General features: G+C 69.3%; 18 protein-coding genes. 5 read left to right on the top strand and 13 right to left on the bottom strand.

Annotated features, from left to right (window positions below):
- Nucleotides 1-12 precede the first annotated feature (12 nt).
- Nucleotides 13-1305, top strand: coding sequence for an MFS transporter (locus BLR05_RS12675; protein ID WP_092834818.1), 1293 nt, complete (start codon nt 13-15; stop codon nt 1303-1305).
- Nucleotides 1306-1672: 367 nt separating this feature from the next.
- Nucleotides 1673-1972: a response regulator gene (locus BLR05_RS12670; RefSeq protein WP_353615670.1), complete on the top strand. Its 300-nt coding sequence runs from the start codon at nt 1673-1675 to the stop codon at nt 1970-1972.
- 53 nt (nt 1973-2025) lie between these two features.
- Here the strand turns inward: BLR05_RS12670 and BLR05_RS12665 are convergent, their stop codons facing one another.
- The 4 genes from BLR05_RS12665 to BLR05_RS12650 form a co-directional block, all read right to left on the bottom strand.
- Nucleotides 2026-2211: a hypothetical protein gene (locus BLR05_RS12665; RefSeq protein ID WP_225979395.1), complete on the bottom strand. Its 186-nt coding sequence runs from the start codon at nt 2209-2211 to the stop codon at nt 2026-2028.
- 41 nt (nt 2212-2252) lie between these two features.
- Nucleotides 2253-2612 (bottom strand): H-NS histone family protein, encoded by a 360-nt coding sequence (locus tag BLR05_RS12660; RefSeq protein WP_092834817.1) that lies wholly within the window; start codon nt 2610-2612, stop codon nt 2253-2255.
- Between the two features lie 103 nt (nt 2613-2715).
- Nucleotides 2716-3294 (bottom strand): putative pterin-binding protein, encoded by a 579-nt coding sequence (locus tag BLR05_RS12655; RefSeq protein ID WP_092834866.1) that lies wholly within the window; start codon nt 3292-3294, stop codon nt 2716-2718.
- 163 nt (nt 3295-3457) lie between these two features.
- Nucleotides 3458-4420, bottom strand: coding sequence for a LysR family transcriptional regulator (locus BLR05_RS12650; RefSeq protein WP_092834816.1), 963 nt, complete (start codon nt 4418-4420; stop codon nt 3458-3460).
- 100 nt (nt 4421-4520) lie between these two features.
- Between BLR05_RS12650 and BLR05_RS12645 the strand changes: the two genes are divergently transcribed.
- The 3 genes from BLR05_RS12645 (at nt 4521) to BLR05_RS26555 (ending at nt 6137) form a co-directional block, all read left to right on the top strand.
- Nucleotides 4521-5531: a zinc-dependent alcohol dehydrogenase family protein gene (locus BLR05_RS12645; RefSeq protein WP_092834815.1), complete on the top strand. Its 1011-nt coding sequence runs from the start codon at nt 4521-4523 to the stop codon at nt 5529-5531.
- 9 nt (nt 5532-5540) lie between these two features.
- Nucleotides 5541-5741, top strand: coding sequence for a hypothetical protein (locus BLR05_RS12640; RefSeq protein WP_092834814.1), 201 nt, complete (start codon nt 5541-5543; stop codon nt 5739-5741).
- Between the two features lie 243 nt (nt 5742-5984).
- A complete protein-coding gene (locus tag BLR05_RS26555; RefSeq protein ID WP_167361257.1) occupies nt 5985-6137 on the top strand; it encodes a hypothetical protein in 153 nt (50 codons plus the stop codon).
- A 174-nt stretch (nt 6138-6311) separates the two neighbouring features.
- Here BLR05_RS26555 and BLR05_RS12630 read toward each other — a convergent pair whose 3' ends face one another.
- The 9 genes from BLR05_RS12630 to BLR05_RS12590 form a co-directional block, all read right to left on the bottom strand.
- Entirely contained in the window at nt 6312-7028 is a 717-nt protein-coding gene (locus tag BLR05_RS12630; protein WP_092834813.1) for a hypothetical protein, read from the bottom strand.
- Nucleotides 7029-7091: 63 nt separating this feature from the next.
- Entirely contained in the window at nt 7092-7349 is a 258-nt protein-coding gene (locus tag BLR05_RS27165; protein ID WP_225978874.1) for a hypothetical protein, read from the bottom strand.
- Nucleotides 7350-7657: 308 nt separating this feature from the next.
- A complete protein-coding gene (locus tag BLR05_RS12620; protein WP_092834812.1) occupies nt 7658-9028 on the bottom strand; it encodes a S8 family peptidase in 1371 nt (456 codons plus the stop codon).
- A complete protein-coding gene (locus BLR05_RS12615) occupies nt 9025-9705 on the bottom strand; it encodes a hypothetical protein (protein WP_092834811.1) in 681 nt (226 codons plus the stop codon). The genes BLR05_RS12620 and BLR05_RS12615 overlap by 4 nt, the downstream gene beginning before the upstream one ends.
- Entirely contained in the window at nt 9702-10295 is a 594-nt protein-coding gene (locus BLR05_RS12610) for a sigma-70 family RNA polymerase sigma factor (RefSeq protein WP_092834810.1), read from the bottom strand. Before BLR05_RS12610 ends, BLR05_RS12615 begins: the two co-directional genes overlap by 4 nt.
- 78 nt (nt 10296-10373) lie before the next feature.
- Entirely contained in the window at nt 10374-11090 is a 717-nt protein-coding gene (locus BLR05_RS12605; RefSeq protein WP_092834809.1) for a TorF family putative porin, read from the bottom strand.
- A 57-nt stretch (nt 11091-11147) separates the two neighbouring features.
- Nucleotides 11148-12059 (bottom strand): 5-dehydro-4-deoxyglucarate dehydratase, encoded by a 912-nt coding sequence (gene kdgD / locus BLR05_RS12600; protein WP_092834808.1) that lies wholly within the window; start codon nt 12057-12059, stop codon nt 11148-11150.
- Between the two features lie 74 nt (nt 12060-12133).
- On the bottom strand, nt 12134-13108 hold the full coding sequence (locus BLR05_RS12595) for a Bug family tripartite tricarboxylate transporter substrate binding protein (protein ID WP_092834807.1): 975 nt from the start codon (nt 13106-13108) through the stop codon (nt 12134-12136).
- 87 nt (nt 13109-13195) lie between these two features.
- Nucleotides 13196-14008, bottom strand: coding sequence for a FadR/GntR family transcriptional regulator (locus BLR05_RS12590; protein WP_092834865.1), 813 nt, complete (start codon nt 14006-14008; stop codon nt 13196-13198).
- Nucleotides 14009-14030 lie beyond the last annotated feature (22 nt).

The raw sequence follows: 14030 nt of genomic DNA, 5'->3' as shown, positions 1-14030 counted from the left end.
GAAGGAACCGACATGTTCTCCACCCCCACGGCGCGCTGGCTGCAGCGGCGCGGCATGCACTATGGCTGGCTGGTCGCGGCCGTCACTTTCCTGACCATGCTGACCATGTCGGCCGCCCTGGGACTGCCGGGCGCCATGCTGCAGCCGCTATCGCGCGAGTTCGGCTGGAGCACCGAGCAGATATCGAGCAGTCTGGCACTGCGCTTTGCGCTGTTCGGCCTGCTGGGCCCGTTTGCCGCCGTGTTCATGGAGCGATTCGGCCTGCGTGCCGTGATGGTGACGGGGCTGCTGCTGGTCGGCGCGGCCATGGCCCTGGTCACCCAGGCCACGCAGCTGTGGCAGCTGTTCGTGCTCTGGAGCCTGCTGCTGGGCATCGGCACGGGGCTGACGGCCCTGGTGCTGGGCGCCGTGGTCGCCAATCGCTGGTTCGTGGCACGCAAGGGGTTCGTCATCGGCGTGCTCACGGCCAGCGCGGCCACCGGCCAGCTGGCCTTCCTGCCGATGGCGGCCTGGATGATCGAGCACTGGGGCTGGCGCTCCGCCACGGTTCCCGTGTGCGCGGGCAGTGCGCTGGTCGCGCTCCTGGTCTTCGCCCTGGTGCGCGACCGGCCCTCCGATCTCGGCCTGGCGCCTTATGGGGGCGAACTCACGCCTGCAAGCGTGGCCCCGCCTTCGGCCATGACGCTGGCCACGCCGTTCAGGGTGCTGGCCGAAGCCGCGGGCCACCGGACGTTCTGGTTGCTGGCAGGCACGTTCTTCATCTGCGGGCTGTCCACCAATGGCCTGGTGCAGACGCACTTCATCTCGCTGTGCGGCGACCGCGGCATGTCGGCCGTGCCGGCCGCCTCGGTGCTGGCGATGATGGGGGCCTTCGACTTCGTGGGCACGGTGCTTTCGGGCTGGCTGTCGGACCGCTATGACAACCGCAAGCTGCTGTTCTGGTACTACGGGCTGCGCGGGCTGTCGCTGTTCTGGCTGCCGCATTCGGAGTTCACCTTCTACGGCCTGGGCCTATTCGCCATGTTCTACGGCCTGGACTGGATCGCCACCGTGCCGCCCACGATCAAGCTCTCGGCGCAGCATTTCGGTCCCCAGAAAGTGGGCCTGGTCTTCGGCTGGATTTTTGCCGCCCATCAACTGGGCGCCGCCACGGCCGCATGGGGGGCAGGCCTGACCCGTACGCTGCTGCTGACCTACACGCCTGCGCTGTATGCGGCAGGCCTGGCCTGCATGGTCGCGGCCGTGATGGCGATGGTGATCGGGCGGACGCGTGCAATGGCCGGCGCAGGGCGGCCGAGCGCCTAGCCCCGGGTGGAGCGACCCCGGCCGGAGGCTCTGCGGCGCAGGTAAAGTATTCGCCACATCGACGATGCACGTCCGCCCTGGAACCCAGCCCGGGAAGATGGGCGCCATGCCTGCCACCCGCATTGCATGAGACCTCCCATGCCCACACCTCCCCAACTCCTGGCTTCCCTGGAAGGAAGCAATGACCCTGACGCCCTGGTGTTGATCCAGATGGTGCATGTCGGCGCGGATTTGCGCAAGCCGCACTTACCGTAGTTCGCGGTCGAGGCCGGGGACGAAGCGTGGGCGCTGGCGTTGGCCCATGAACTGGCGGCGCGCGATGACCCGGTGCAATGGCATGCGCCCGACGCGGAAAATCCCGGCCGTGATGCTGCCGCGGCTCGACGGCGTGGCGCTGTGCCGCAAGCTCCGCGAGGAGTTCCAGAACCCCGTGCCGGTGTTGATGCTGACGGCGCGCGATCCAGTGGACGATCGCGTGCAGGGCCTGGCGGTAGGGGCCGACGATTACCTGGCCAAGCCGTTTTCGTTCCGGGAGCTGGATGCCCGCATCCAGGCGCTGGTGCGCCGTGCCCAGGCCGGCAGGTGCAGGGGATGCTGGCCTGGGAAAACCTGCAGGTGGACACGCGCGCCCCGCGCGCATGGCGGAAAGGCCGGACCATCCACCTGACCCCCGACCACCCACCAATTGATGATGCGCCTGGTAGCATGGCCACATCGCGCTCATCCGCATGGCGCTGCAGCAGGTCGATGGTCATGTCGAGCATCCTGTCGGTATGCCCCACCCAACTGGTGCAGCACGATCAGCGCATCGCCCTGCATGGCATCGATGCGCGCGCCGAGCTGGTGCAGCAGCACGTCGTCATGGCAGGTGCCGTCCGGATTCGTGGCCGGCTGCTGCCGTGGCATGGTGGGCCCTGCACTGGCCCCGGTCGGAGAGGAGGACCGGTTCAGCGCCCGCCGCGCCGCGCCGCGGCTGCCGCCGCCGCCATTTCGGCGAGGAAAGGCCCTTGCTGGGCCGGCTGCGTCACCGTCTTTTCGATCAGGAACTGGTCGCGGTCCTTCCCGGCGATCCAGGCGGGCGGCTTGCCGCGGCCCGTCCAGGTGGCGCCGGTTTTCGGATCCAGATACCTGGCGGGCACGTGCTTCCTGACGGGCTGCCAGGGAAACACCTGCTGGGCGGTGAAACCGAACTCGGCAATCAAGGCCTGGATCTGGCTCAGGGCCTGTGCGGCTGCCTGCTTTTTCTCGCGGGCGATTTCTGCATCCAGGGCTGCTTGCTCTGCAAGCAGCGTCTTCAAACTCTTCATGCTGTCTTTGTTGCGGGCTGTGGGGGAGGAGGCGTGAACGCGCTGGATCATAGCGCCAACGCCGCCCCCCCGGGCCCGCCGCGGGGCAGAATCCTCGGTACGCCTAGCGTACTTCGATCAGGTAGAGGCCCCAGGGGGCCAGCGCGAAACGCTCCTTGAGCGGCTTGTCCCTGAACTGCGGCAGGTTGTCCGCATCGTAGACCGCCCACTGGGGGCCCAGCCCGCCGAGGGGCAGGGGGGCGCCGTCCATACGCAGCGCGACGATCATGCGGTAGCGGTCCGCGTCGGCGATGGTCAGGGAGGTGTTGTAGCCGTCCACGGCACGCAGCACCACGGTGGCCGATCCCTGGGTCGGCGCGCCGGCGGCCGCGAGCACGGTAGTGAGCAGCGGACCTTCGAGGGTGTGGCGCTGGCCGTCGTATTCGAGCGTGGGGGTGATGGAGACGGCCGGCAGGTGCTGCAGCGCCGCGGCATCGAAGCTGCGGGCCTGGCTGAACTGCACGCCCTGCCTGGCAGCCAGCAGGTCCGCGGTGGGGTTCAGTGCCCCGCGGTTGGGATGCTGGATGGCGCCGGCCACGGTGAGCAGCGCGGGCTGGGGCTGGGCTGGGGCATGGGCCAGCGCCGATCCGGCGGGCAGCATGCCGGCGAGGCCGAGGTGGGTCAGGAAACGGCGTTTGCGCATCGGCATTCGTTCGCGGTCTGGTTGAGGGGCCAAAGCATCGCATGGAAAAGGGGCCGGATGCCAGCGGTGCCAATGCGGTCCGGCATGCGATGCATGCATGGCGATGCCTTGCCAAACGAAGGGCCTTTGCTATCGCGAACGCTGGCTTCCCGAATCCTGGACATCAGTCGCCGGCCTCGGAGGGCGATGGGCCGGCAGGGCGGCCCGCCGCCAGCAGGCCCGGCAGGCGGTGGGCCAGCAGGTCGATGGCCGCGCGCGTTTTCAGCGGCAGCGCCCGGGCCTGGGGCCACACGGCTTGCAGCGCATAGCCATAGGGCTGGGGTTCGGCGAAGACCTGCACCAGCGTGCCCGCGGCGAGCGCATCGGCCACCAGCCAGGCCGGCAGGCGGGCGAGCCCCATCCCGGCGATGGCAGCCAGCTTGTTGGCTTCGAGGCTGTTGCTGCCGAAGGCGATGGACGCGGACGGGTCGAAGGCCCGCACCCGCCCGTCCGCGCCGCGGAACTGCCACGGGTGCGGGCCGGTGTCGCGCGCGTAGCCGACGAAGCGGTGGCGATCGGCATGCGCGAACAGGGCGTCCAGACCGGCGGGCGCCGGATGCCTCTCCAGGTACGCCGGTGCGGCATAGACGCCCATCCATTGCCGGCCCATGGCCCGTGCGGCCAGCACGCTGCTGTCCGGCAGCGGACCGCTGCGGACGGCCAGGTCGATGCGTTCGTCCACCAGGGGGACCACGCTGTCGCTGAACACCATCTCCAGCACCAGGCCCGGATGGGCAGCCGTCAGCTCCAGCAGCAGCGGCGCCACCAGCTCGCGTCCCAGGAGGATGGGCGCCGTCACGCGCAGTGTGCCGCGCGGCGCGGTACGGCCGGCTTCCACGGCGGCATCGGCGGCATCCAGCTCCGCCAGCGCGCGCCGGCATCGCTCGTAGTAGGCCTGGCCGTCTTCGGTCAGGCTCTGGCTGCGTGTGCTGCGCTGGAACAGGCGGGTGCCGAGGCGCGTTTCCAGACGTGCCACGCTCTTGGCGACAGCAGAGCGCGTGCGCTGCAGGCGCAGGGCCGCCGCCGCGAAGCTGCCAGCTTCCACTGCGGCCACGAAAGCCTCGATACCTGACAGTCGCTCGCTCATTGGTGAATTTTTCTATTTATTCAGTAGATTGAAATGCTCCACTGGAGATTGTGGCACTTCAATAGCATGGCGGCATCGTCATTCAAACGGAGTTGTCACCATGGCCCACCCATCCACCCTGCAGCGCTGGCAGTTCACCGGCTACGGCCTGGAGCACCTGGCCCGGTCCGAGGCCCCACTGCCCACGCCCGGACCGGGCCAGATCCTCGTGCGCGTGGAAGCGGCCTCGCTCAATTACCGCGACCTGCTCATCGCCCGCAATACTTACCGCTGGGCGGCGCCATTGCCTTTCGTGCCGGCGTCCGACATGGCCGGCACGGTGCTGGCGGTGGGCGACGGCGTTCAGCGCTGGCGTGGCGGCGAGCGCGTGATCAGCACCTTCGTCGCGGGCTGGCCGGATGGTTCCGCCCCGGCGTCGAGCCTGACGCTGGGCGTGCCGGGACCGGGGGTGCTGGCTTCCCACGTCGTGCTGGAAGCCGACTGGGCCACGGCGGCACCCGATACGCTCGATGCGGCACAGGCCAGCACGCTGCCCTGCGCCGCGCTCACGGCCTGGTTCGCACTGGTGGAGGAGGGCGGCCTGCATGCGGGGCAGACCGTGCTGATCCACGGCACGGGCGGCGTGGCCCTGTTCGGCCTGCAGTTCGCGCGGCTGCATGGCGCCCGGGCGGTGGTGGTCTCGGGCAGCGCGGAGAAGCGGGCGCAGGCCCTCGCCCTGGGCGCCCACGAAGTGCTGGCGCGCGACTCCGACTGGCCGGCCGAGGTGGTCCGGCTGACCGGCGGACGCGGGGCGGAACAGGTGCTGGAAACCGTGGGCGGCCCGAACATCGGCCGGTCGCTGCAGGCGCTGGCGCGTGGCGGGCGCATATCGGTGATCGGTGTGCTCGAAGGCGGCGAGATGGCGGATTTCACCTTCGACGCGATCGGCCGCCGGGCCACGATCCAGGGCATCAGCGTGGGCCACCGGGCGGCGCTGGACCGCATGGTGCGTGCCGTCGATGTCAACCGCATTGTGCCGGTGATCGCTGCCGAATACGGTTTCGATGAAGCGCCTGCCGCCTTCGCGCATCTCGCGCGTGGCGCATTCGGCAAGGTGGTGGTGCGGATGTGAGACGGGAAAATGGAAATCTGCTTCGTCGCACCTGCAGCGCAGTTCGCCGCGGCGATCGGCGCGAGTGTGCGGGGTTCCACGCGGACGCAGAGCGAATTCGACAGATACATGGTCACGGACCAGAAGCTGTCGGACGGCCTGTCGGAGATGTATGCGCAGGGCCTCCAGTCGGGGCAGGCGCTGCGCAATGCCGTGCCTACGAGAACCTGAAGGCTGCCAAGGACGCTTTCCGCAAGACGCTCGAGGAGACTGGGAAGGCTGCGGTCGATACGCCGTTTGCCAAGACAGCGTGGCGGAAGTTGCGCGCCGAACTCGTCGAGCAGCGCGAGAAGGCGCGGGCGACTGCCCGGGAGGCCCATGCCGAGGCGCAGGCCCGCGGCCGCCAGGCAGTGACCTTTGCCGCCATCCTGGCTCGGAAGCGGTACGCGACTGGTGGAGACTGCCGGTACGACGATGGCTGAATTGATGGACGGTGTGCGGAAGGTCGGCCACCTGATCGCTGAAGTCAGCACCGCGGCCAACGAGCAGAGCCAGGGCATCGGGCAGGTCAGCGTTGCATTGGGGCAACTGGACCAGATGATCCAGCAGAATGCCGCCCTGGTCTAGCAATCGGCGGCCGCGGCCCGGAGCATGAGAGACCAGGCGCAGCAGTTGGCAGACATGGCCTCGCGCTTCCGGCTGGGGCGCTGACACGGACCGCCGGCGGGTCAATGGCCGCAGCATGCACCTGCGACTCCATGGTCTGCTGCAGCATCCACATGATTGGCCGCAAGCGCTGGTTCATGCGAACCAGTCATGGAAGCGCGCGATGCCACACGAAGCGACCAGTGGCTGGCAGGGGAAGATCTTCCAGGGTGCCTGCGGGTCCAGTTCTCCAATGCGGGAGAGCACCGCTTCGCGCATGGCCGGCTTGACCTGCTGACGCCAATCCAGCACCTGCCCCCAGGTGGAACTGCCGGTCAGGTGCAGCGGAAAGTCCGCGGGGCGCGCGGAATCTCCGTACTGCGGCGGAAACAGCCGCCGGTAGGCCGCAAGATGGTAGAGCCACGAGATGCCCCGTACCGACCGCGCGTGGGGATGCTCCTGCCGCACCTGCCGGAAGAGGGCCCGCAGTTCGTCCATGCGTTCGGCCATGCTGGCCAAGGCCAGCGGGCTGCGGTCGATGTCGGGGGGCGGCATGAAGTGGATGCGCAGCACGCCCAACGGATCGGGGCTGTCGTGCGAAAAGCAGCCGAAGGTCCGGGGTCGCGGGGGCGGTGGTTCACCCTCCTGGAATGCCATGTACAGGTGGAACCGGGGCGGGTGGTCCGGCCCGGATGCCCGGATGGCCGACAGGAATGCCTCCCAGCGGGAGGCTCCCGCCGGCCCCCAAAGGTTCATGCGCCGGCGCAGGTTGGTGCATCGGGCGATGGCCTGGTCCAGCGGAAGGTGGGCGGCTTCCGCGTAGTGCCGCGCGAATCGCCACTGGAGGTCGAAATAGTCTTCCCGCATGGACATGGCGGCAAGAATACCCGGCCCTGCGGCGGACCCGGCGACCGGTCTGGCGGCGGGACCGGGTCATCAGGTGGTGCTGGAGGATGCCCCCTTCTTCCAGGCGTCCACCGGCAGGGGGAACGCTTCCGGGGCGCGCCGGTAGAGGGGGCGCAGGGTGGCCATCAGGGCCACAGAGCCGCACCCGGCCACCAGCAGCAGGCCGGGGTAGATGGCCAGCGCATGCTGGAAGGGCATGACGTGGTTCCACAAGCGCGCGATGCCCAGGAACGATGCGTAGAGCCACGAGGCGGAGGAGACCGTGGCGAACAAGGTGAGGCCGAGCATATTCTTGCGGGCGGGAACTCCAGGAAGATGCCGCCCTGCGTCATGAGCGGAAACGCGAAGCGGTGCATGAGCATGCCATTCAGCGTGGGCACGCTCACCGCCAGGATCTTCATCCAGAGCTTTTTGTTCATCACATAGGCGGGATCCTGTGCGTAGCCGGTATAGACGAACAGGGCGTCCGTGGGCGCGCGGGATGGCCGATCGGTTGCATCGATCGCATCGATTGGCCCGCTCAATGCCGTGACGGTGGCACGGGGATTACGGGCGGCGTCATTCCAGGCCGCCTGCCGGAAGCCGCGCCCCGAGCCTCAGCGGGCGGCGAAGCGCGCGGTGGAGGACGATGAGAGGCTGGCCAGGGCACGCTCCGCATTCACCATGAGGGGCTGCGTGCCGTCCTGGACTTCGCTGCGCAGCAGCAGCCGTTCGATGGTGTCCCGGTCCAGGCGGGGCTCTACGGACTGCAGCAGCGCCACCATGCCGCTGACGTGGGCCGCGGCCATGGAGGAGCCCGTGGCGAAGTCGTAGCGGCCCTGCGGCTGGAGGGTGAGGATGTCCCTGCCAGGGGCGAGCAGCACGCCGTCCGTGGAGGAGGCATGCGGGGCGGCATCGGCGGAATCCACGGCCAGCACGCCGGGCACGCCGGCGGGAAAGCCGCTGCGCTGGCCGCCCGAGGGCACCGCGGCGACGATGATCCGGCCCTGACCGATCAGTTGGGCAAGCAGTTGCCCGAGGAGCGGGTCGCTTGGTCCGCCGAGGCTCATGTTGACGATCCGCGCATCCGACGACATCACGGCGACGAGCGCCTTGGCGAGCGTGAAGGAGTTGCACCGCGCGCCGCCGCCCGGCGGCTGTGCGGGGTACCAGCAGGCCTTGTAGAGGCTGAACCGGGCGCCGGGGGCCATGCCGACGATGCCCTGCAGGTTGTTGCCGGTGGCCGCCATGATGCCCAGCACCTCGGTGCCGTGGCGGTCCTTCTGGAACGCGCCGGCATCGTCGTCCACGACGTTGTGGGTTTCGAGGATGCGGCCCTGCAGGTCCGGGTGGCCGGTCTGCGCGCCGGTATCGATGACCGCGATGTGCGTACCGAGGCCCGTGGTGGTGCGGTGGGCCTGCGCGGCCGACATGCCGATGAAGCCGCGCTGCAGCGGGGCATAGGGATCGTTGTAGGCCACGGCGGAGGCGTCCGCCGCCGGTTGTGCCTGGACGGAAAAGTCCTGCAGCGGCTGTGCGAGGGCGATGCGGGCATCCTTCGCCAGGGCTGCGAGCACCTCCTCGCGCGGACGGCTGCCCAGGATCCGGAACACGATGCAGTGCACGTTCAGCGAGGGGATCGGCCAGGCTTCGGCCTGGGCGAGCCCGTGTTCCCGGGCGATCTGCTCCACGAGCGTGGCGGCATGCATGCCGGTGGTGTACCTCGGCGGTGCCCCGTAGCCGGCCAGGCTGGTGGCGGCCCGAACGGGCACCCGCTGCAGCGGGTTGGCGAGCGCGACAATGACGTAGCGGCTGCTGTCTTCCCGCATGGCGCGGTCCGCTGCCTGCGCGGCGGTGGCCGCAGTGGGGCTGGATGGCGTATCGACCGTCCCGGGTACCGGCCCTGCGCAGGCCGCCAGCAGGGCCAGCGCCGGCAACAGTGCGGGCCGGCACAGGCTCGCGGCCGCGCGCGTCACGGCACGCTTCACGGGGCATCCCCGATGGGCTCGACCAGCCGCATGCCCGAGGTGGCCCGCAGCTGTGCGAGCGCCTGCGTGCCGGAAGCTCCGGGCAGGGGCGCCAGCATGTAGGCACCCATGGCGTTGGGGCCGGCCACCACCTGCAGGCCCGAGCCGGCCAGCGCCGCGTTCCAGGCAGCCAGCGTGAGCCGCTCGTCGGGAACGGCCCGGATCGTGCCTTGCGCGCCATCCGAGGGCTGCGGGCTGCTGAACAAGTGGTACTGCGCAGGCTCAGGGTCCGCCATGCGCCAGCCGATGAGTGCCAGGGCGGCGGTCTGGAGCACCGCCACGGCGGCCAGCGCATAGGTGGACCATCCACGGCGGCGCGGCTGAGGCACGGGCTGCGGTGCCTGCGGGGCGGGCTGATCGCACAGGGCGTCCAGGTCGATGCGCTGCATGAGCCGCTGCAGGCCCTCTTCGCTGTCGGGGAGCGCGGGCGCCCGCTGGAGCCGCAGGCCTGCCTGGATGCGCTCCTGCAACACCAGTTCAGCCTGACAGTCGGCGCAGGCCGCAAGGTGCCCGGCCGCTGCGGCGCGCTGCTCGTCGGTGGCCGTGCCGTTCACGATCCACGGCAGCAATTCCTGCGTGAACAGATGGGACCGGTCCTGGTCCGGGCCATGGGTGGATGCGGGAGGGAAGGTCGTCATGGTTGGATATCCTGGGTGCCGGTGCTGCCCACCGCAAGTCCGGGCAGCAGATTGCGCAGCTTCACGCGCGCGTGGAACATGCGGGCCTTGACGGTGCCGACGGGGGCCTGCGTGATGACGGCGATCTCCTCGATCGAATGTCCGTGGGTGTAGGCCAGCTCGAGGACGAGGCGCTGGTCCGCCGACAGCCGGGCGAGGCCCTTGGACAGCCAGTCCCTGAGCTCGCGGTCATCGCCGGGGTTGATGCCGGGGTGGTTCCGCTCCGTGGCCGCCTCGTCGTCCACATAGTCGCTCGCATCCAGGCAGCCGCTCTGCCGCAGTACCTTGAGCCCGCAGCGGTAGGAGATGCCCATGATCCAGGTGGACACGCGGGAATCCCCGCGGAAGGTGCCGGCCTTCTGCCAGACGACCCAGAAGCAGTCGTTGATGATCTCCTCGATCAGGTCGGTGCGGCGCGTGAGGCGGGTGAGGAACTGGCCCAGGCGCCGATGGTAGCCGCGATAGAGGGTGGCCAGCGCGTCGCGGTCGCCGGCCGCGATTGCGTGCAGCAGTGCGAGGTCGTGTGAGTTGTCTGGATAGTGAGCAGTCATGGGCCACCGAAGGGAAACGTGCCGTCCTGGTTGCGGTGGGTGCGTCTGCGCGGCGGAAAGGTTGCAGGCCGGTCCGCTTCAGAAGCTGCGGATGACGGTCACGGTCCAGTGGCCTGCGCTGGCGCCCATGATGTGGCGCTGCGCCCAGCGGTCCGACGCGAGGTAGTTCAGCTCGGCGCGCCAGGGGCCGGTGGTCCAGGCGGCTCCCACGCCGCCATACAGGTACTGGCCGCGGGGGCGCACGGCCGAGACGCCGAGGGAGCCGACCAGGGATATCTGGGGTGTCAGGGGCCATCGTGCGCCCGCGTCGAGCGCCCAGCGCATGGGGGATATCTCGTCGCGGGTGTGTACGTAGTGGAAAGCAGACAGGCCGACGGTGAAGACGTCCCGGAAGCTGGCGCTCAGCGTGCCCTCGGCGCGGTCGAACAGGCGGAAAAACGCATCCCCGGGATAGGCGTAGTACTGCAGAGATGCCTGGTATTGCCAGTCGTTGTCGATCACGCCGTCGTAGGCGCCCCGCACGATGGCGCGCGTGGACCGCGAACCGTAGGTCTGCATGCCGAGCGCGGTGGTGGCCGACCAGCCGCGGGCATCGTAGAAGCTGAGAAGGCCCTGGACGATGGGGCGGGGCCGGCCCACGAAAATCCCCCGCTCGACCAGGTCGCTGCTGACGGCCAGTTCGCCGGTGACGTCGCGGGTCTGGGCGATGCCGGCTGACGGGAGCGCGCAGGCCAGTAGCAGGCAGAAACTGCAGGCGGGGTGAGGTGGCTGGCGGGTGCGCGCGGGGCAAAGCATGCGCGCAGTTTAGAGCGGCCGGGCCGGCCCCGGCGGGCCCTGCCCCGGTGGCCCGGGTTATTGCGGGCCGAGCTTGTCGATGAGGGCCTTGAGGGCCGCCACTTCGTCGGCCTTGAGGTCGGTGAGCGGCGCGCGCACCGGGCCTGCATCGTGGCCGACGATCTTCGCTCCGGCCTTCACGATGCTCACCGCATAGCCCGGCATGCGGTTGCGCAGCTCGAGGTAGGGCATGAAGAATTCGCGCAGCAGGCGGTGCTGCGTGGCCTGGTCGTCGCTGGCCACTGCATGGTAGAAGTCCATCGCGGTCTTCGGAATGAAGTTGAACACCGCCGACGAGTACACGGGCGTGCCCAGCGCCTTGTACGCGGCCGCGTACACCTCGGCCGTGGGCAGGCCGCCCAGGTAGGCGAAGCGGTCGCCCATCTTCATGTAGATGGAGTTCATCAGCTCGATGTCGCCCACGCCGTCCTTGAAGCCCACGAGGTTGGCGTTGCGCTCGGCCAGGCGTGCGAGCGTCTCGGGCGTGAAGCGGCTCTGGCCGCGGTTGTAGACGATCACGCCGAACTTCACGCTCTTGCAGACGGCCTCGACGTGCGCGGCCAGGCCCTCCTGGCCGGCTTCGGTGAGGTAGTGGGGCAGCAGCAGGATGCCGTGGGCGCCGGCCTTCTCGGCCGCCTGGGCGCACTGGATGGCGAAGCGCGTCGGGCCGCCGGCGCCCGCGATGATCGGCACCTTGCCGCGGCATGTCTGCACTGCGGTCTCGATGATGGCGGGGTACTCGTCGGCGGTGAGGGAGAAGAACTCGCCCGTGCCGCCGGCGGCGAAGAGCGCGCTGGCGCCGTAGGGGGCGAGCCATTCGAGGCGCTCGGCGTAGCCGCGCGCGTTGAAATGGCCTTCGCTGTCGAAATCGGTCAGCGGAAAGGACAGCAGGCCGGAGCCCATGATGGTCTTGAGTTCTTGAGGTTGCATGGCGAAGCCCGGAAAGCGGAGGGAAAGGTGGAGTGGGTGGTGGGGACGGGAAATTCCTGCAGGGTGGGCGGGCGTCAGTCCAGCCCGATCTGCGCCGCGGACACGACGCCGGCCCAGCGGGCGCGTTCCTTGTCGAAGAACCGGTCCTGCTCTGCGGGCGTCATCGTGACCACCTCGGCGCCCTGGCCGGTCAGGCGCGAGCGGATGTCGGGGGTGCGGATGACGGAAATGAGTGCGGCATGGATGCGCTGGACCACCGCCTCGGGCGTGCCGCGGGGCACCAGCACGCCTTGCCAGGTGCCCGACTCGAAGCCCGTTACGCCCTGCTCGGCGATGGTGGGCACGTCGGGCAGCAGCGGCATGCGGGTGCCCTTGGAGAGTCCGAGCACTTTCAGCTTGCCGCTCTGCACGTGGGGCAGTGTAGCCAGCATGCCGTTCATGAGAACCTGGGTCTGGCCGGCCATGGTGTCCTGGATGGCCGTCACGCCGCCTTTGTAGGGCACGTATTGCCAGCGCGCGCCGCTGGCGGCTGCAAGGGCCACGCCGGCCAGGTGCGGCGCACTGCCGGTGGCCGTCACGGCGAAGTTCAGATCGCTCGTGCGGGACAGCGCGATCAGCTCCTTCAGGTTCCGGGCCGGCACGGAGGGATGCACCACCAGCATGTGTGGCGAGTACGCGAGCATCGTCGTGCCGCGCAGATCCCTGGAGGGATCGAAGGGCAACTTGGTATAGACGGACGGGCTGATCGCCAGGGCGCCTACGTCGCACAGCAGCAGCGTGTAGCCGTCCGGGGTGGCCTTGGCCACGAAGTCCGCGCCCAGGTTGCCGTTGGCGCCGGGCTTGTTCTCGACCACCACCGGCTGCTTCAGTGCCTCGGAGAGAGGCTGGCTGATGGCGCGGGCGATGATGTCCGAGCTACCGCCCGGCGGGTAGGGAACGACGATGCGCAGCGGCTTGGCGGGCCAGGGCGCTGCCGTCTGTGCGGCGGCGGACGAACAGGCAAGGGCCAGTGCGGTGGCGTGCAGCAGGGCGCGGCGGGAAAAGGGCATGTCTCTGTCTCCTGGGTTTTGTTGTACGTCATCATACAACTTGATTTTCGGTGAAGACAAGGGGGAGGCTGCCCTGCCGCGGTCTCATCAAGTGGAAGGCGGCGGCGCAGTCTCGGTATCTGCCTGGGTCTTGGCCGCTTCCTGTGCGAGGCGCAGGCGCTCGCGGCTGTTGGTGAGGTGGATGCGCATGGCCGCGCGCGCGGAGTCTGGGTCCTGCCGCGCGATGGCGGAGTAGATTTCCTCGTGCTCGCGGTTCACCCGGTCCAGGTACTCGGTGCTGCGCTGCACGCGCAGGGCCGCGATGCGGGTGCGCGGTATCAGCGTGGTGCCGAGGTGGTTCATGATGTCCGCGAAATACGGGTTGCCCGTGGCTTCCGCGATCTGCAGGTGGAAGCGGAAATCGTGCGCCACGGTATCTCCTCCGCTGCGGACGTTGCGCTCGAAATCGTCCAGTGCCCGGGCCATGGCCTGCAGGTGCGCGTCGCTGCGCCGCATGGCGGCCAGGCCCGCGGATTCGGTTTCCAGGCTGATGCGCAGTTCCAGCACGGCGAGCACGTCGGCCGAGGTGCTGAGCTCGGAAGGATCGAGGCGGAAAACCCCGCCGGCGCGCGGCGGCAGCACGAAGGTCCCGATGCCGTGGCGGGTCTCCACGAGGCCCGCGGCCTGCAGGCGCGAGATCGCCTCGCGCACCACCGTACGGCTGACATCATGCGCGCGCATGATCTCGGATTCCGTGGGCAGCTTGTCGCCCGGCACGAGGATCCGGTCGCGGATCCTTCCCGAGAAGTCCTCGACCACCGCATGGGCCAGGCCCCGCACGCGACGCACGGGCGGGGCAGCTGGCACAGGCCGGTCGGCGGGGGCGGTGGGTGAGGGTAATCCCTTTGTCGAGGCGGCCATGGCCATGATCATAATCCCGTCG

It is taken from the genome of Paracidovorax cattleyae, assembly GCF_900104515.1.
In the GTDB taxonomy this organism is placed as follows: Bacteria; Pseudomonadota; Gammaproteobacteria; order Burkholderiales; family Burkholderiaceae_C; genus Paracidovorax; species Paracidovorax cattleyae.
The sequence above is the reverse complement of the archived record's forward strand: the minus strand, read 5'-3'. Positions and strand labels throughout refer to the sequence as shown.

Bases quoted from the DNA above. Each gene is read 5' to 3' on its own strand.
- BLR05_RS12675 (WP_092834818.1), top strand. From the start codon at position 13: ATGTTCTCCACCCCCACGGCGCGCTGGCTGCAGCGGCGCGGCATGCAC.
- BLR05_RS12670 (WP_353615670.1), top strand. From the start codon at position 1,673: ATGCTGCCGCGGCTCGACGGCGTGGCGCTGTGCCGCAAGCTCCGCGAG.
- BLR05_RS12665 (WP_225979395.1), bottom strand. From the start codon at position 2,211: ATGCCACGGCAGCAGCCGGCCACGAATCCGGACGGCACCTGCCATGAC.
- BLR05_RS12660 (WP_092834817.1), bottom strand. From the start codon at position 2,612: ATGAAGAGTTTGAAGACGCTGCTTGCAGAGCAAGCAGCCCTGGATGCA.
- BLR05_RS12655 (WP_092834866.1), bottom strand. From the start codon at position 3,294: ATGCGCAAACGCCGTTTCCTGACCCACCTCGGCCTCGCCGGCATGCTG.
- BLR05_RS12650 (WP_092834816.1), bottom strand. From the start codon at position 4,420: ATGAGCGAGCGACTGTCAGGTATCGAGGCTTTCGTGGCCGCAGTGGAA.
- BLR05_RS12645 (WP_092834815.1), top strand. From the start codon at position 4,521: ATGGCCCACCCATCCACCCTGCAGCGCTGGCAGTTCACCGGCTACGGC.
- BLR05_RS12640 (WP_092834814.1), top strand. From the start codon at position 5,541: ATGGAAATCTGCTTCGTCGCACCTGCAGCGCAGTTCGCCGCGGCGATC.
- BLR05_RS26555 (WP_167361257.1), top strand. From the start codon at position 5,985: ATGGCTGAATTGATGGACGGTGTGCGGAAGGTCGGCCACCTGATCGCT.
- BLR05_RS12630 (WP_092834813.1), bottom strand. From the start codon at position 7,028: ATGTCCATGCGGGAAGACTATTTCGACCTCCAGTGGCGATTCGCGCGG.
- BLR05_RS27165 (WP_225978874.1), bottom strand. From the start codon at position 7,349: ATGCTCGGCCTCACCTTGTTCGCCACGGTCTCCTCCGCCTCGTGGCTC.
- BLR05_RS12615 (WP_092834811.1), bottom strand. From the start codon at position 9,705: ATGACGACCTTCCCTCCCGCATCCACCCATGGCCCGGACCAGGACCGG.
- BLR05_RS12610 (WP_092834810.1), bottom strand. From the start codon at position 10,295: ATGACTGCTCACTATCCAGACAACTCACACGACCTCGCACTGCTGCAC.
- BLR05_RS12605 (WP_092834809.1), bottom strand. From the start codon at position 11,090: ATGCTTTGCCCCGCGCGCACCCGCCAGCCACCTCACCCCGCCTGCAGT.
- kdgD (WP_092834808.1), bottom strand. From the start codon at position 12,059: ATGCAACCTCAAGAACTCAAGACCATCATGGGCTCCGGCCTGCTGTCC.
- BLR05_RS12595 (WP_092834807.1), bottom strand. From the start codon at position 13,108: ATGCCCTTTTCCCGCCGCGCCCTGCTGCACGCCACCGCACTGGCCCTT.
- BLR05_RS12590 (WP_092834865.1), bottom strand. From the start codon at position 14,008: ATGGCCGCCTCGACAAAGGGATTACCCTCACCCACCGCCCCCGCCGAC.